Source organism: Pseudomonas sp. GW821-FHT07F01, from assembly GCF_059418825.1.
In genome coordinates this window covers 577,075-593,331 of record NZ_JBWKQO010000002.1, presented here as the reverse complement: position 1 = coordinate 593,331, position 16,257 = coordinate 577,075, and the positions used below count along the sequence as shown (strand labels likewise).

Genomic DNA, 16,257 nt, shown 5'->3' with positions numbered 1-16,257 from the left:
AATGATGGGCGGGTTGCAATCACGCCGCCTGCGCTACGGCGTGGGCGCAATCGGGCTGGTATTCGGCTTGCTGGCACTGCTGCGGCTGCTGTTCGCCGTGGGGTTTTCCGAGGTGGACCTGAGCGCTGCCGACCAGCGCGAAGGCATCCTCCAGACCCTCGGCATCGGCCTGCGCTTCGACCTGCGCCTGACCCTGCTGATACTGCTGCCCCTGGCCCTGCTGGCCTGGCTGCCGCGCTGGAACCTGCTGCGCCAGCCAGCCCTGCGCTGGCTGGCCCGGGCCTACCTGCTGCTGGTACTGGGCGGGGTAGGGCTGCTGTACATCATCGACTTCGGCCACTACGCCTACCTCGGCGTGCGCATCAACGCCACGGTGCTGCGCTACCTGGACGACGCACAGATCTCCCGGCAAATGCTCTGGGAAAGCTACCCGGTGCTGTGGATCGTCCTCGCCTGGGGCTGCGCCCTGAGCCTGTGGTGCTACGCCTTGCTGCGCCTGGAACGCCGGACCCTCGACCGCCCGGCGCAACCCCTGGGCCGCTGGTCCTTGGCCTGCGTCAGCGCCCTGGGCATCGCCGCCGTGTTCCTCGCCCTGCTGGGCCGGGTAGAAAACCTCAACCTGGAAAACCCCGTGCCCTTGCGCTGGAGCGATGCCTACTTCTCCGGCAACAGCCAGATCGCCGCCCTGGGCCTCAACCCCGTGCTGTTCTTCTACGACACCCTCAAGGCCGGCGAGGCCCAGTACGACGAAGCCCAGGTGCGCCAACATTACCCGGCCCTGGCCCGCTACCTCGGCGTCGACCACCCGGACCCGCACAGCCTGAGCTTCACCCGCCAACAAGACGTGCAGCCGTACCGCATCGACCGCCCCCGGCCGCCCAACGTCATCTTCGTCATGCTCGAATCCCTCGGCACCAGCGCCGTGGGCGCCTACGGCAACCCGCTCAACCCCACCCCCAACCTCGACCGCCTGGCCCGCCAGAGCTGGTTCTTCAAACACTTCTACGTCCCGGTCACCGGCACCGCCAAAACCGTGTGGGCCAGCATCACCGGCGTGCCCGACGTCACCCGCCAAGAGACCGCCACCCGCCAGCCGCTGATCACCCGTCAACATAGCCTGATCAACGCCTTCAGCGACTACCACAAGCTCTACCTGATCGGCGGCAACGCCGGCTGGGCCAACATCAACGGCCTGATCCGCCAGAGCATCGACAACGTGCGCCTGTACGACGAAAGCCACTGGCAATCGCCCCTGGTGGACGTCTGGGGCATCTCCGACCTCGACCTGTTCAAGGAAAGCGACCGCCTGCTGCGCGCCATCCCCCGGGACCAACCGTTCTTCGCCTACCTGCAAACCTCCGGCAACCACCGCCCGTTCACCATTCCCAAGGACAACGACGGCTTCCAAGCCCAGGACCTGCCCCTGGAACACGTCCAGGCCGCCGGTTCGCGCAGCCTGGAGCAATACAACGCCGTGCGCCTCTTGGACTTCAACATCGGCCGCCTAATGGAGATCGCCAAAGCGGGCGGCTACTACGACAACACGATTTTCGTGTTCTTCGGCGACCACAACACCCGCATCAGCCAGATCCCCCACATGGCCCCCGCCTTTGAACAGCTAGGGCTGGAAAGCAACAACGTACCGCTGCTGATCCATGCCCCGGGGATGTTGCAGCCCAGAGTGATCGAAGAAGCCGCCGGCCTCGCCGACCTGCTGCCCACCGTAGCCGGCATGGCCGGGATGCCCTTCACCAATGGCGCCATGGGGCGGGATATTCAACAGCCCGCGCCAGAGGGGGAGCGAGTGGTGCCGCTGGTATTAAGGGAAGGGACCTTCCCGGTGATTGGCGGCGTGACCAAGGACTTTTTGTTGCAGATGCAGCACGACGGCAGTGGCGCGACCTTGCATGATCTCGCGTCAAACACACCGCGTGAGGATGTGGCGCAGGAGCATCCGCGGGAGTTTGAACGGTTGCTGGAGTTGACGCGGGGGATGCATGAGGGGGCGCGGTTGATGTTGTATCGGAATGTGCGTTAGAGAGGGATTAATATGGGGGCTTAGAATGTTGGAAGTGTTGGCATTTTTTGTATTTAGCGCTTGTCAATAATGCGGGTTTTATAGATGTTTTTATTTGGGGTTTGGTTAGCTTGGTGCTGATGACAATAACGCGATCGTGTATGGTTGTTTGGGAGAGGGGGAGTAAGCTGGGTTTAATTACTGCTGTGAATTTTATATAGCCAGCTTACTTCGATATTAAGTTGACTCTGCTGCCACTTTTTCTAAGTGGAGTGCGCGCTATAAGGCAAAATAACCTTCCTTAATCATCTCTCCTCTTAGTTTCCAAAGCTCGACGCATTGGCGCTCTGTCGGTATTTTTTGTGGTATTTGAACCGCAATTTTTAGTAAGCTTATTTGTCTTGGGGAAAGCTTTTCTTTCTTTATTCCCCAGTTTAGTAGTCGCGACCATTCTGCTCCGGGCAAATCAATCACCATGATTTGAATCTGAATTCCGTCGTCGGTCTTTTGCGTTGATTTTGACTTTTTCTCGGCCTCGACAGAGTTGCGAATATCTTGAAGAAACTCATCTGAGTCAGGAACCAAGTTAACTTTCGTATTTTTTACCTGCTCCCAACAAGCCTGCATTTTTGCCCACTCTGTGACGTTGTCTTTTGGTCTGTTAGGATCGGTCAAAACAAGGAAAACTTTTTCAGAAATTATAGTTAATTGTTTGCATAGTGCTTGTGGTATGGTTTGTAAATCCCAGATAGACCGAAAGTTAAGCTGCTTGCCAAGAGCTTCTTCTGATATCAAGTTATGTAGCTTGGCGATAGAGTAAGTTACGATGTTCGCACGGTATCCTCCTTGATACCATGGCTGCTGGCTGACAAGTGATTCTGTTTTTTTGAAAATTATAGCTAGAGCAACTATGCTGCGAAAATATTCTTCATTGTAAGATTTTCCATCCGTTGCCCAAGATTTTGAAATCAAGTCAGCAAAAAAGATAAAATTTTTCTGAGCTCCCATGCTGACTTTGTGAGGCTGTTCGTTCCAACTATTTTCATATTTTGCAATATCGGTTTTCGTAAATAGCTGATTTTTTGGATTCTGCATTAAAAAATGATTTTTCTGAGCAGTAGTGAGTTTTGCTTGCTCATTTAAATACTGGCCTCGAGCTCGCTCATAGAACCAATGCGTTCCATATTGCCTTCCGTCAGTTGGTGTGGTGAACAGCCGGCGGGAAAACTCTTGAAGCCGAATATGGAATGGGTGGTTAGAGAAAAAGTCGGCATCACTAACTTTGTTTTGACTATTAGCATAACGTGCGATTTCTGGAGTTAGTTCCCCTGCTTTTTCTGGGGGTAGAACTGATAGCTTCATTTGGACCATGACTTTCGAGAGATCTAAGCAATCTTTCCTTGCTATGCCACCTCTCTTTGCAAACGCTAATGATGCAGTGGTCTGCCCGCCATTGACAATCTGAAGGTTCATCGCACTTCGAATGCGCAGTCCTCCTGCATCCTCCTGTAGTTCTACATTCTCAGCAGTCGCAGCAATTCCATTGTTGAATGCGAAAAACATCTCTGGTTGCTTACGTATTGTATTTTGTATGGCAGCATTAACTTTGCCTTTGGTACTTAAAAATGTTCGAACATTACCTTCAAGTAATCTGCTGCCATACATGTCATATATATCTGCTAACGTGTCGCCAGGGATCATGCATAGATAGGCACTATAGTCTCCTTGAGATTCGGCGGCGGCAAGGCATTTCAAGCCGTTGGTATCATTTTTTGAAAAGTCAACTATGAGGTCGTCTCGCCCTGTAGCTGAAATATAGGCTGAATGGAATCTCCCGATATCCCAAATATGGAATTCAACAGGAGTACCTTTGATTTCTTCTTCAGGCCACCCTTTTTGACGAGTTTTCAGAATGCCGTCACTAACGAAATAGAATCGATATTTCGTTATTTTTGAGTGCCAATCCATTAGGTCACATGCAAAGCCAAAGCCAGGTTGACTTTCATCCACGCTTCCGTCAGTCAAATTACCTTCTAGTGCTTCTTCGAGAAATGCGCGCAAGTCGCTTAGTGTTGACTTTGTGTTGGATGTGATAAATGAGGTGATCTCGTCTTCATTGAAAAAGTCGGCCACCAAAAGAGCCATTGAATTGTCTGCTTCGTCAAATGAATATCCATCTACTCGAAGCTTTTTTCGTTTTCCATTGACTCCTTCAAATCTGCAGATTTCGAATGACTGAAACTCCTCGGCATCTATCAGTCTATCTCCACATTCCTCCACAAACGCAGTACGAATGAAATCACGTGAAGACTCAGCTTTTGAACGAACGACTTCTATCAGATCTTTATGGAAAGTCTCAATGTCCATATTTACTGGTCCATATTCTATATTCTAAAAGTTGTGCAATAGTTAAGGTTTAACTTGTAGCTTACTTTGTCAATCCCTTTTGGTAAGTTTTGCGGGAGAAGGCAGGGGAATCCTGCTTCGACTTTATAGTTTGTAGTGTTGCACGCTATCATTATCTTGGTGTCATATTCTGAGCACTTTAAATATCCAGATTTTAATAATTTTTTTTCGAAAGTCGAAGATACTTCAAAATCTGATTTGAGGGTTTCTCGAATTTCCTGAACTAGCTGGTTTAGAGTGAAGCCAAACTGTGCATTTTCTGATGCGCTTTCTAACTCTATAATAACGAGTTGTAATTCTCGATGGGTGTAGTCGAGTTGCTGTTCTGACGCTATTGTAATCTCGTATGTTGATGGCCAAATAGTTTTGACTTCCCAAGCAGCCTTCTCGAATTGAAAGTCTTGAGCTGCTCGATCAGGTCCTTTCCAACTCTGAACAGCTGCTGTTGTACCTAAAACTCCAATTAAAGTTTTTAGATGAAGAAGTTCACCGCTCAGACCTCGGAGCTGGTCTTCGGTTAAAAACTCGATACTTCCTCTCTCAAACAATAGGCGCCAGCTCATAAGGCGAGCTAAAACGAACGGTAATCCTTTGTTTTTTTTATTGCACTGACGGGAGGACTCAACTAGGTCTTCACAAAAGAGCAAGAACAATTCGAAAAGCTCTGGCTTCTCCAATATGAGCAGTAGTGACCATTGGCCGTCATCTCGAAGTGCAGTATGGATTTTTACTGATTGGAGCTCAAAATTAATATCAGGCTTTTTTTGTGTGACCAATAGCAGTGTGAATCGACCCAGTGAATCTAAACCTAGGTAAAAGTCAAGGATGTGCTCAGCGTCAATCCTACGGAATCCAACCCCGGCGCTTTCCGACTTGATTGCCTCCCAAATGGATTTAATCTTATTCGTCTTCATCGCCGTCCTCCTCATCACTGTCGTCAACGGATGGGATGTCTCCAGTCAGAATATTTCTTAGTTCGACGAGATTAATACGATAAGCCACTCGCTGGCTCGATACGTCAAGGGATGGAAAGCTAAGGCCTATTGCGACCAGTGCCTCACATTCAGGGGGAAGTTTATAATCGCCTTCTTTTGGCTCAATTAAATGAATTAGAAGTAATGGAGTCTGCCTAATGGCTGCATACGCCTTGCCTGGAATTGTTTGAATGTTTTTCTTTTTTGGATCGCTTCTGAAGGTGATTTCTGCTTTTTTGATTTCAGACTCGCTGAGTCCAACTTTTTCATCGCCCGCAGAGCCTACACGTAATTTGTTTCCGTTAATAAGTAAAGCGTTGATGTCGTTGTCAATGGAGATTTTACGAACTCTCTTTTTGATATCTATTTCATCAGCAAATTTTAACTCAGGCCCACTGCCCGTAGGTAAAGCGACATCCCACCAATTGAGCTTGTCATCTGTTGATTTTTCGATGAAGTCCGCCAAACTGGATGACTGTAGTTTTACACTGAGAGGGTGGTTAACAAATGACTTCAGAAATTTAACGATCAAGTGCTTGGGTACAGAACTCCAGGCAGGGAAGGAGGGGGAGTTCATTTTTTTCGCTGGAAGAGAAACTATTGAACGTACGAAATTTTGAGCTTCCTTGTAATTTGATGAAACTATCGCAGGGTCTTTTAGTAAACGAGGTGATTCTAGGCTTTCCTCAGTAATAGATATAATCTGCACAATCTCATCTGAGTCCCTCATTTTGTTTCTAGCGGTGATTAGCAAGGACTCAGGGTGAGATCTTACACGTAAGCCAAAGTCGATTGGTTTTAGGCGTGAGTTCTGCATTCGGCGCACTTCACTACGAAGCTCATCGGTGGCTTCCGAAATGTGCGCATACCAATCGGCAGTCTCTTCCGTCATCCAGATTTTACATAGATCCTCATAACCAACTCGATAACCAAACCACCGACCCATTTGAAGTAAAGCGTCGTACATCTTAGTAGTTCTATAAAAGTAGCTAATGCAAAGCCCTTCTAATGTCAAACCACGCGCCAAGCTATTTCCGCCAACTGCTATAACTCTCAATCCATGCTCTTTGTATGCACTATAATCTAGGCTTGCCGGTCCGCTTTTCTGGTTTACAGATATAGTCTGGATTGGCAAGGTTGAGGCTATAAGCTGAGATTGAACTTGTTTCCAAGATATCTCTAGATCTGAAAAATGGCGTTGAAATTCATTGTAAAGTTTTTTTATGGATTGATTTTTTATTGCGTCATCGAAAGGCAGGGAGGCGTAATTTCTAATGTCTCCCTGTAATAGTCGAACTTGGTGGTCTAAAATGTCTCGAACTTGATCTTGTAATGATGTGAAGTGACTTACATTTATCAGCATGGAACGATGCTTAGGCATGTCAATGCGAATATCCATAAGTGCGTTAACCAAAAAGAAACAAATGACAGCATCTATTAATGATGGAGGGAGTTCCTCCACAATGCTGTCAGAGGTTTGGCCTCTAGGAAAGTATTCTTCTGCGTCATTTATTATCTCTAGACATTTAAGGTCGGCGCCATCGCCGAAAATTCGGCTTGCACCAACGTAGTTTGTTGGAGCATCTAAAGTATAAATAAAGTCGCGGGGGAATAAATCATCTCCTTCTATATCATTTGTCGTTTCGGGGTTGATGAATACGTTCGCAAAAGGGGTCGCCGTGAATCCAACGTAACTGGATCTCGGAAAAACTTTTAATAGTCCGCGAATGCCAGAATTTATAGCGGTCGCTTTTTTAGGGTTTGTATTTATGGACGCGTTATCTGCTTCGTCATCGATCAGTAGTAAGGGGATGTCGATACTTCCACCCACACTCGCGTTGTAGTTAACTAGCCAGTCTGCAAGGTTTTCGAGAATTCGCTTGTTCTTTTTTACCACAAGAAGAACAGGCTCTCTGTAGTCACGCAGCCTAAATCCTAACTGATTTACTGTTGTGGCTTTGAAGTCACCTACTGTAGATGTAAAAACACCAGCTGACCGCGCGGCATTAATTAGTCCTACACCTATTTCTTTTCGATGACGTTTCCTGTTATTTACGACCCCTGAGCTATCAAGACCAACAAAGCCTGCGTCTAAACGCTCTTGGGTCTGTCGTCTCAAGCTTTCTAATGTCCCCGTCAAAAGAATGACTAACTTATATCCTGCATCTGCGGCTTTACAGATTAGGCCAGTGTAGTTTGATGTTTTTCCAGATTGCACATCGCCCATAACCAAGCCTCTGCGAGGCCACCCTACACGACCAGACGGATCACCCATTAAGTCTAGGATTTCATCCGTAACCTTATCTAGAGAGTTAACAACCTTGGGGCCCCAGCCTTGCTTCAAAAGATCTGTTTGATACCGACTCCAATAAAATGGGTCAATTTCAGATTTTTTCGCTCTTAGCCAAGGATTGTGTTCATCGTAGACACAGTCCCCTAACCCCATATCAACTGTAAGGGCCTCGTGAAGTCTCTTAATGATGATTTTAAATTCTTCATCTGTAACGGTATAAGGTGGAATTACTCTTAAGGTCGATGCCAGATCAAAAATTGCACCTTCAGTTGGAACTCCATCTACTGTTAATGCTGTAATTACTCCTAACTCCAAGCGTCGAGCATTTGCTGATAATTTTATTTTGATTGATTCATTCATGACTCATACTCTTCAATAATTTTTTTTGTCAGCGCTGGATATAGATTGAATGGTTCAATTAAATGGAGAGACATTAAAAGCTGTCTTTTTGCTGATGAGTCATTTGGCATGTTTCTCATGAGGTCCGCGATCATTTTATTAATATTTTCGATCGCGCTATCGCTGGCAAAATCTGGTCTTACGTCACTCGCCATTCTGTTATAGAGGGCGTCTGCGGGAAATGAGCTTTCAATAATTCCGAGGATTAAGTTAAATCTTGATTTTTCCTCATTTTCAAGAGAACTGGAGAATTCTGATATGATTGGGTGGTTTCGGTTTATGTCAAATCGGACACCTGCTCTATCGACAACCTCATTCCAACCTGGAGTTGCTTCAGAGTCGGATATTTTTCGACCTTTAAAAGAAATTGTTCGCCCGCTTACAGCTCTAATTCTATCGACTGTTCGCTTTAAATTTAACCGAACTACTTCTGGGGGATGAGCTGCAGATTTCTTGATGTCTAAGGTCCAAAGATGGTCAAGTGCGTTCGGGATATCAACCCGTACGCGAGCGAGCTTGCTAAGCTCATCCTTTCGCGCTAAGCGAAACCAAGTTCCCCAAATAATTAACCGTCTATTTCTATAGATATAGAAGCCTTGTTGGCTTCTAACTCCCTCACTTCCACCAATTGTTTTTAGATCGTCGTTATTAAGCTTGCTAATGTGTGGCAAAATAAAAGGTTTTACGACGACTTTTTTACCTTCAACTGTGAAAGTTTCCTCGTCCAAAGGTTGAGTTGCTTTATGATTGACGAGGAAGGGGTCAAATGGCGAAACTGCGGAGCCATTTATATTCATTAGAACTTTAGCTTTACCGGTTTCTTTCACTAGAAAACGATGAAAAACGAGCGATAGGTGCTTGCGAGCCTCCAGCATTTTTGCACCCAAAGCACTTTCTGGGTCCGCCTCTCCAACGAGCAACTTGTCGAGGTTTTGCCATAATACGAGCGTTCCAGATTTTTGTGACAAAAGTTGCCTAAAGTGAGGTAGTGCTTGGCAGTCTGACTCTTCCAGTTGGAGCATTACCCAAGCCCCCTTTTCGATGACGATATCAAGATCCCAACAAAAGGCGCTTATACTTGCATTTTGCTTTGATATGACGGTCATCCGCCGGCATTGAGATATAGAGGCGGTCTTTAGTCCTAAGCCATAGCGGCCCATATCGTCACCCCCCCTTTCCATAAGGGGGTTTCTGCTCCCATGCCGCATCGCGCACTGCAATGCTTCATGCGACATTCCTTTTCCGTCGTCTATGATCGCTATATAAGGGTTATTGGTAGGGCGAAATTCGATATGGATTTCTTTTGCGTGGGCGGAGATGCTGTTATCTATTAAGTCCGCCAAAGCAGAGTCCAGCGTGTATCCAATTGATCGCATTGACTCGAGCAACGATGCAGCGTGGGGAGGGTGCTGGACCTCTCTCATCGTGTCTGCTTCCCATCATGATGGACGCTAGTCAAAACGGTCTCAAACAAAAGCATCCTTGCCACCTGCGATCTGACGTTGATTCCTTACTTCCTGCCACCTGTTGTGTAGCAGGACTGTCGATCAGAAAAGTCGGTAAGGAATGATATTTATTGGCCACTATTCTCAGCACAAATTGACGTTTGTAGCAAGCCTGAATTATCGCCTGTATTAATGCTATTACTAGACTTTAGCTGATCGTGGACGCCATCTCCTCTGAGTGATGCAGATCAGAGGATTCTCCCTTAATGATTCGTTCAACCACTTTAGCAATTTTTCTCGCAAGAAGAGGAGGAACAGCGTTACCAACTTGATGGTATTGCTGTGTGCGGTTGCCCAAGAAGAAGTAATTATCTGGAAAAGTTTGTAATCTTGCAGCTTCTCTAACGGTCAAGCTACGGCATTGATTAGGGTCGTAGTGAATGAAATAGTGGCCATCTTTCGATATATGGCTTGTAATTGTAGAGGCGTGTTGGTTGTCAAGTTGAACCCTGAAGCGATCGCTAAATTTACCGCTTTCCCAGTTCTTGTGTTGAGGCGCTAACCCCGGAAGGTTGAACTCTTGGTGGCCTTTGGGAGAATAGTGATGGGCTTGCGCAAAAACAGAAGCATAAATATATCGCTTAAGATCTGTGCTCATATGGCTTCTTGCTTCATGGTTAAGCCAAACCCCTAATTTTTCGTCTAAAAGCCATGAATTCAGCTCTTCCGACTGTACAGTTCCAAGCCAAGAGTCTGTTTTTCTAACACGTAATCCACCATTGTTTAATCGGCCGCCTGAGAAGGAGTCTCGAAATATTTTCAATTTAATTTCGAGATTAATATCTTTTTTTCCAGAGGCGAGCAGATCTGAATGTAGTGACTCTAGATGTTTTAGTATTTCAGCGCACCACTGATCCGGAGTGTCGTTTCCCCTAGAAAGTGTACTGCGTAGCGGAGGTAGATTTCCGAGAACCTCTCCAACCGTAACTGGTCGGGTGGTTTCTAACTTGTGCTCGCTTATCCTATCTACATAGTCCTCTGAAACACCAACCAAAATAACTCTGTGACGGCCTTGGGGGATACCGTAATCTTCAGCGCGTATTACAAAGTTACTAAAGTCTATAGAATTTGGCTCCATGCCTGATTCATAAATATCATCCGAGACTAAAGAGCATATTTTATATTTCGTACCAGGCCCGTCCTTGATTCCTAGGGCCGCGTCAGGATCAGCGAGGTCTTGGAGGATCTGGGGGAAAATTTGCTTGCCGCCAACTTTCGAGGAAAGAATGCCTTTAACATTTTCCATGACAAATACTGCAGGGCGTTTGCTTTGAATTATTCGAAGATATTCGCGGTAAAGAAAATGACGATGATCATCCTCAGCTTTATACTCTGAATTTCCTTTGTTTCGTGCGCGTCCTACAATTGAATAAGCTTGGCAAGGTGGGCCGCCAATTAACACCCAAGGCTTGCTGGTATCTAGTCGGCCTTCTAAGATGCGATCTAGGTCAGCATTTCCTTCTGCACTTCCGAGTTTTATCTGACGAGCTTCTGTGTCCGCATGTTGCCATTCCTTATAGCTATTCGACGTCCAAGGTTGTGAGGCACCTGCTGTTTCGCAGTAATAATAATAGTCGTCAAGGGCTGCTGGGTTGTACTTTTTCAACGCACGATAAAATGCACGGAGTCTTAGCGTAGACCGAGCGAACGGATCCACCTCTGCGGAGACTAGTACATCAAAGCTATTGCCCTCATTGAGTGAGGAGAACCCTTCACCTAGCCCACCTGGGCCGGCGAAGAGGTCCACGACCTGTAAGGGGTTGCTACAATTCATGAGTTACATCTGCCAAAGGTCAACGAAAGTGGATGTTGTAGATAAAGCAACAAGATCAAGGATGATGGCTGCGATAACGGGGAAAAATACTCAGCCTGAACTTGCGTTGCGTCGTTTTCTTCACTCTATGGGCTACCGATTCCGTCTGCACCGCAAGGACCTCCCTGGAAAGCCAGATATTGTAATGCCCAAGCTACGTACCTGTATATTTGTACATGGGTGTTTTTGGCATCGCCACGCGGGGTGCCGATACGCTACTACACCTAGGACTCGGAACGAATTCTGGGCAGCGAAATTTCTCAGGAATGTGGAGAGAGATCGAGAAAATGTTTATGCACTGGAGTCCTTAGGTTGGAGGGTCGTGGTCGTCTGGGAATGTGAGATCAAGCAAGGCATCGAATTTCTGTCTGGGCTGCATCAAACCCTTCAAAATCAGGAATTGGATCTCCATGAAGGCCCCTAAGCTCAAACGAGGACTGATTCCCGAGTTCCGTTGCTAGCTAGCCTCGGGAGCTCTACGCTGCTTTGGATGCAAATTTGTTATGGCACTTTGCTCGTATGTAAACGATGAGTAGATCTCTTCGTGTTTAGTCGAGCCTTGGTCTGTAGCACAGTGGAGCTTTCCAATGTTTTTCATGCTTCTCCCTGACATTGTCCTGTTACTTTTTGTGGTGGACTTTAGGTTAAAGCAGGGCTCCTAAGAATTCGAAGTAGGTCGTCAATTAAGAGTTGTCAAAGCGAAAATAATCATGTGTGTGCGCCTATTTTTGTTGGTATAAGCCGGCCTATGGCCGGCTTTTTTGGTTGAAAATCAACCGCTGACAGCTCTTGTCCCAATTACCTCCATGACATCTCGCACATCTTGAAGTAGCAACCGGACAGTATTGGTCACAGTGCCAAGGTCCTTGTCGCTGGTATCTCGCAACGTAGCGCAGGCCATCAGATTCAGATAATCGAGCGCAGTCACTAAACGCTCACTCGCACACGCATGCAAATCCACCAACGGCGCCTGGCTGTCTACAAACAGCACCGGCCCATCGCTGGCGATTGGGGTCATGGGAATAAATCGTTCGGATAGATCTTGAGTATTCATGGTGTCGTTTCTTCCAAGAAAATGAAAAATCGCCACCTGTTGCTGCGAATCAACTGGGTGGCAGCTGTACGCGGGTTCGCAGACCGAGGAAAGAAACAAACCCGGCAGACCCGAAGGTCTCCCACGCACAGCTGCCATAAACGAAACGCAGGCGAAGTTTGCCTGAGTTGGCAGTGACTGTGTTGCTTGAATCTTTCTGTTGGGCTGCGAAACCCTGCCGCTGACAAAATTCAGCGAACGAGAAAACTATAGGGACAGGGCAGGTCCGGGACAATGGCGCTTCTGTAGGAACGGTCTCTATTGCGAGTAAGGACCGGCTGAACGCTCCAGGGAATTCATATCCGCTATGCCTGACCCATAACTGTATGGGCCTTTCAGCTTGGTAATCGGCAGCAGAGTGGGGCCCCCACGGCAATTGTCCAACAGCCTGTTGGACCATTTCAGATTCGGGCCAGGCCTCGGCAAATCCATCTGACCTTCAATCGATTTTGCTATCCTGCGCCCCTTTTCCCCACCGCAAGGAACGCAGGCATGACCCAGCCCATTGGCAGCAGTTCACAAACAAGGGCTGGCCAACAGCGTCACCTGCCACACCTCCTGTTCCGCCTGACCGCAGCACTCTTGCTCGGCCTCGGGCTAATCACCCCAACCGCCCAAGCCAACCCCACCACCACCTACCGCGGCACCCTCGGCGACACTCCGGTTGAACTGGCGCTCACCTACGACTCCCAATACGGCGGCGGTATGTCCGGCTACTGGTTCTCCGAATCCGAGCGCCTGCCCATGGCGTTGGAATCCACGCCTTTCCATCCCGGCTCCGCGCTCTTGATCAACATCATGGACAACCCGACTCTGCCGGCGACGGCGGTGTCGTTGCAGCCGTTCGCCGAGGGGGCGCAGGCGCTGCAGGGCAGTCTGGTGGATCTGCGCACGGGCACGCAGCAGCCGTTGCAGTTGCAGCGGGTGACGCGTTTTGGCGGCAGTCAGCGGGAGGCGTTTGAGGGGGAGTTGCTGCAGCCGGTGTTCGATCGGGATTTCTATTTCAGTGTGCATGCCGCGCGCAAGGCCGGGGAGGAGGTGGCGCGGGTGGACAGTATTCGGGTGATGAGCCGCACCACCGGGCGGCGGGTGCAGGAGATCAGTGGGCAGTGGTGCCTGTCGCCGGTCGGTACCAGGACGCTGACTTTCGGGCATTTCCAGGCCGAGGCGCGGATTGATTTTCAGGCTCAGAATTATCGCCTGGCGGAGTCGGATGGCCGGCTGTGGTGCTCGCCCACTCAGTACTACCTGTACAACCGTGAGCGCCGGGAATACTTGCGCCATCCGCAGTTGGAGCAGTTCGCGGTGGAGGGGGATCTGCGCTTTTCCCCCGGTGGCCAGATGGAGTTCAGCAAGCAGGATTTCATCAATTACGACCAGCGCACTCGGCGTTGGGATTATTACCGGGTGATCAGCCCTGATCGGCTGGAATATCTGTCGTCGGGCGAGGAGCGTTTCTGATGCGCGGGTTTGATGTTGCTCGGGGGCTGGTGGTGCTGGTGTTGGCGCTGTGGCTGTTGCCAGCGCAGGCGTCCCACGGGGTGTATGAGGGCACGGTGGGCAAGCTGGCGGTTGTCTTGACCCTGGGCAGCCAGAATGCGGTCTACCAGGGCACCTATGCCTATCAGCGCTATCGCACGCCGATCCGCCTCAAGCCGACCTTCAGCTACAGCAACAAGACGCTGGCCATGGATGAGCTGGACGAGCAGGGCTTGCCGGTGGCGCGTCTGCAGTTCAATGACTTGATGAACTCCCGCCAGCAGGAGCAGGTGCGCGGCACCTGGACCAGTTATCGCACGGGCAAGACCTTGCCCATTGCGCTGAAGCTGGTGGGCCTGGTGGATTCGGATCGCTCGTGGCCGCAGCCGGTCACCACGCTGCTGCAGAGTGCTTCCACTAAACGCTGGTATTTCCAGGTGCCGATGCCGGGCAATGATCAGCGGATCACGACGGTGGAGGTGATGGACAAGGCCAATGGCAAGTTGTTGCAGAGCCTGGCGGTTGCGGCGCCGGGGTGTCGCAACCTGGGGGTGGATACCTTGCAGGTGCAGGCTGAGGGGGAGCAACTGCGGATTGGCTTTCAGGACTGCACGTTGCCGGGGTTTGCGTGGAATGCGGGCAGTGGGCGTTTTGAGCCGTTGCCCTGAGGCAGGGGATGGAAGCGCTGGGTAGCAGGACAAGGGTCAGGTGTTGAACGTGGAAACTGTGGAGCCCCGTATGGACGACAAGCAATCCCCTGTGCTGATTCAGGTGTACATGGCCGATGACGATGGCGCCGTTCGCGAGGAGCTGCTGGCGCGGCAGATTGATGAGCATACCTACGAGTTGCTCTCCTCACCGGGTCTGGCGCAGAACCTGGCGCGGGGCGATATCGTTTCCATCCGCAATCCCGATGCGCCGGCGCAAGTGCTGAAGCGGGGCGGGAATTTCTGCATTCAGATCTATGCCGATTACATTGATCCGGCGGTGATCAGTGCGCTTGAAAACGAGGTCGCTGGTGAACTGGGCGGAACCCTGGATGGGCTGTTCGAGGGGAACCTGTCATTCACTGTTCCCGCGAGGAATGGCATGGACCGTATCAACGCGGTGTTCGATCGCTTCCGCGAGCAAACCGGGATCCAGTGGTACTACGCCAATGTCTATAAAAACCTCGATGACGATGAGGACGAGACGCTGTTGAACTGGTGGTTGGACGTTTGATCATCCTTGGAGCTGGAGCCAGAGCGACCAAGTAACCGATCAAGCAGGTTGGCAGCTTCGAGTCATTGCAGAGTGACGCGCCTTGGTTTACCACGGCTCTCTTGAGGACACCTTCGCCGGTAAATCGGCTCCGAGCCTGTAAGGCAAATCTGTATTTTCGGTAAGCAGTGGCTGCCCTCGATGATTGCGGCCACCCTCGGTGATGAGTAGATCAAACGTCCACCCCTTGCGATGCCTGGTTGCGGCAGGGGTATTGGTCTTTCCAGCGCCAGCAGGTTGTGTCGGACGAATGCCTGTCTGTTCGTCTGTACGGCCTTGCCGTAGATGGTGGAGCCATGTATACCGTTATCGAAACCGAGGTCTTCAAGCGCTACGCCGAGCCTATATGGAATGACGCCGAGCGCTTGGAATTCATCACCTGGTTGGTCGCAGACCCATGGGTTGGAGACGTCATCCCCGGTACCGGAGGGCTGCGCAAGGTGCGCTGGTCTTGCAGTGGCATCGGCAAGCGCGGCGGCACACGAGTCATCTACTACAACCTGCTTTCGGAAGGTCTTATTTGGTTGCTGATCGTCTACACCAAGGCGAAGTTAGACAATCTGCCCATCGGCTTTCTGAATCAATTGAAAGAGGGAATCAGTCATGGACCATGAACTGCAGCAGTTTCAGAAGGATTTGCTGACTTCGGTGGGCCAGATGAAAGCCGGCAAGGCGGCGCGTGCAACGGTGGTAAAACTGTCCGGGGCGGCAGAGGCCCGGGCTAAGGTGGGGCTCTCTCAGAGTGCGTTTGCCACGCTGTTGGGGGTCAGCCTGCGTACACTGCAGGATTGGGAGCAAGGCCGGCGCCAGCCGACAGGCGCGGCTCAAACGCTGCTGCGTGTGGCCAGCCAGTACCCTGAAGCCTTGCGGGCTTTGCAGCCGGTTTGATGGCGAGTAGACCAGGCGCTGACAAGTCGGTCTTGATGACCGGCTTTTTTGTGCATGCCTGACAGATTCGCATAGTCACTGGTTTGCCAGCGAAGGTGTCCTTGAGACCGCCTTCGCCGGCAAGCCGGCT

At 50.0% G+C, this 16,257-nt stretch carries 13 protein-coding genes; 7 read left to right on the top strand and 6 right to left on the bottom strand.

From position 1 onward, the window contains the following. The first annotated feature begins 4 nt into the window (after positions 1-4). A complete protein-coding gene (locus AC07R1_RS08810; protein ID WP_495110431.1) occupies positions 5-2,038 on the top strand; it encodes an LTA synthase family protein in 2,034 nt (677 codons plus the stop codon). A 258-nt stretch (positions 2,039-2,296) separates the two neighbouring features. Here AC07R1_RS08810 and AC07R1_RS08805 read toward each other — a convergent pair whose 3' ends face one another. The 5 genes from AC07R1_RS08805 to AC07R1_RS08785 all read right to left on the bottom strand — a co-directional run bounded on the left by AC07R1_RS08805 (position 2,297) and on the right by AC07R1_RS08785 (position 11,368). Next, positions 2,297-4,384 carry an AIPR family protein gene (locus tag AC07R1_RS08805; RefSeq protein ID WP_495110430.1) on the bottom strand — a complete coding sequence of 696 codons (2,088 nt, stop codon included), beginning with the start codon at positions 4,382-4,384 and terminating at the stop codon, positions 2,297-2,299. A gap of 17 nt (positions 4,385-4,401) precedes the next feature. Then, complete coding sequence (locus AC07R1_RS08800; protein WP_495110429.1) at positions 4,402-5,337, bottom strand: PD-(D/E)XK motif protein; 936 nt, start codon at positions 5,335-5,337, stop codon at positions 4,402-4,404. After that, positions 5,324-8,050, bottom strand: a complete 2,727-nt coding sequence (locus tag AC07R1_RS08795; RefSeq protein WP_495110428.1) for a Z1 domain-containing protein — start codon at positions 8,048-8,050, stop codon at positions 5,324-5,326. The genes AC07R1_RS08800 and AC07R1_RS08795 overlap by 14 nt, the downstream gene beginning before the upstream one ends. Then, on the bottom strand, positions 8,047-9,465 hold the full coding sequence (locus tag AC07R1_RS08790; RefSeq protein WP_495110513.1) for an ATP-binding protein: 1,419 nt from the start codon (positions 9,463-9,465) through the stop codon (positions 8,047-8,049). Before AC07R1_RS08790 ends, AC07R1_RS08795 begins: the two co-directional genes overlap by 4 nt. Positions 9,466-9,742: 277 nt before the next feature. Continuing rightward, a complete protein-coding gene (locus AC07R1_RS08785; RefSeq protein ID WP_495110427.1) occupies positions 9,743-11,368 on the bottom strand; it encodes a DNA cytosine methyltransferase in 1,626 nt (541 codons plus the stop codon). 28 nt (positions 11,369-11,396) lie between these two features. Here AC07R1_RS08785 and AC07R1_RS08780 point away from each other — a divergent pair, with 28 nt between their 5' ends. Further along, positions 11,397-11,831, top strand: coding sequence for a very short patch repair endonuclease (locus AC07R1_RS08780; protein WP_495110512.1), 435 nt, complete (start codon positions 11,397-11,399; stop codon positions 11,829-11,831). Between the two features lie 348 nt (positions 11,832-12,179). On the opposite strand, the gene AC07R1_RS08775 is transcribed toward AC07R1_RS08780, so the two are convergent. Then, on the bottom strand, positions 12,180-12,461 hold the full coding sequence (locus AC07R1_RS08775) for a fructose-bisphosphate aldolase (protein WP_495110426.1): 282 nt from the start codon (positions 12,459-12,461) through the stop codon (positions 12,180-12,182). Positions 12,462-12,992: 531 nt separating this feature from the next. Here AC07R1_RS08775 and AC07R1_RS08770 point away from each other — a divergent pair. From AC07R1_RS08770 to AC07R1_RS08750, 5 genes are all read left to right on the top strand, one after another. Next, complete coding sequence (locus tag AC07R1_RS08770) at positions 12,993-13,961, top strand: hypothetical protein (protein ID WP_495110425.1); 969 nt, start codon at positions 12,993-12,995, stop codon at positions 13,959-13,961. After that, positions 13,961-14,647 (top strand): hypothetical protein, encoded by a 687-nt coding sequence (locus tag AC07R1_RS08765; RefSeq protein ID WP_495110424.1) that lies wholly within the window; start codon positions 13,961-13,963, stop codon positions 14,645-14,647. The genes AC07R1_RS08770 and AC07R1_RS08765 overlap by 1 nt, the downstream gene beginning before the upstream one ends. 70 nt (positions 14,648-14,717) lie before the next feature. Beyond that, positions 14,718-15,200, top strand: a complete 483-nt coding sequence (locus AC07R1_RS08760) for a DUF4265 domain-containing protein (RefSeq protein ID WP_495110423.1) — start codon at positions 14,718-14,720, stop codon at positions 15,198-15,200. 335 nt (positions 15,201-15,535) lie between these two features. Further along, on the top strand, positions 15,536-15,853 hold the full coding sequence (locus tag AC07R1_RS08755; RefSeq protein ID WP_015636247.1) for a hypothetical protein: 318 nt from the start codon (positions 15,536-15,538) through the stop codon (positions 15,851-15,853). After that, positions 15,843-16,127: a helix-turn-helix domain-containing protein gene (locus tag AC07R1_RS08750; RefSeq protein ID WP_015636246.1), complete on the top strand. Its 285-nt coding sequence runs from the start codon at positions 15,843-15,845 to the stop codon at positions 16,125-16,127. The genes AC07R1_RS08755 and AC07R1_RS08750 overlap by 11 nt, the downstream gene beginning before the upstream one ends. Positions 16,128-16,257 lie beyond the last annotated feature (130 nt).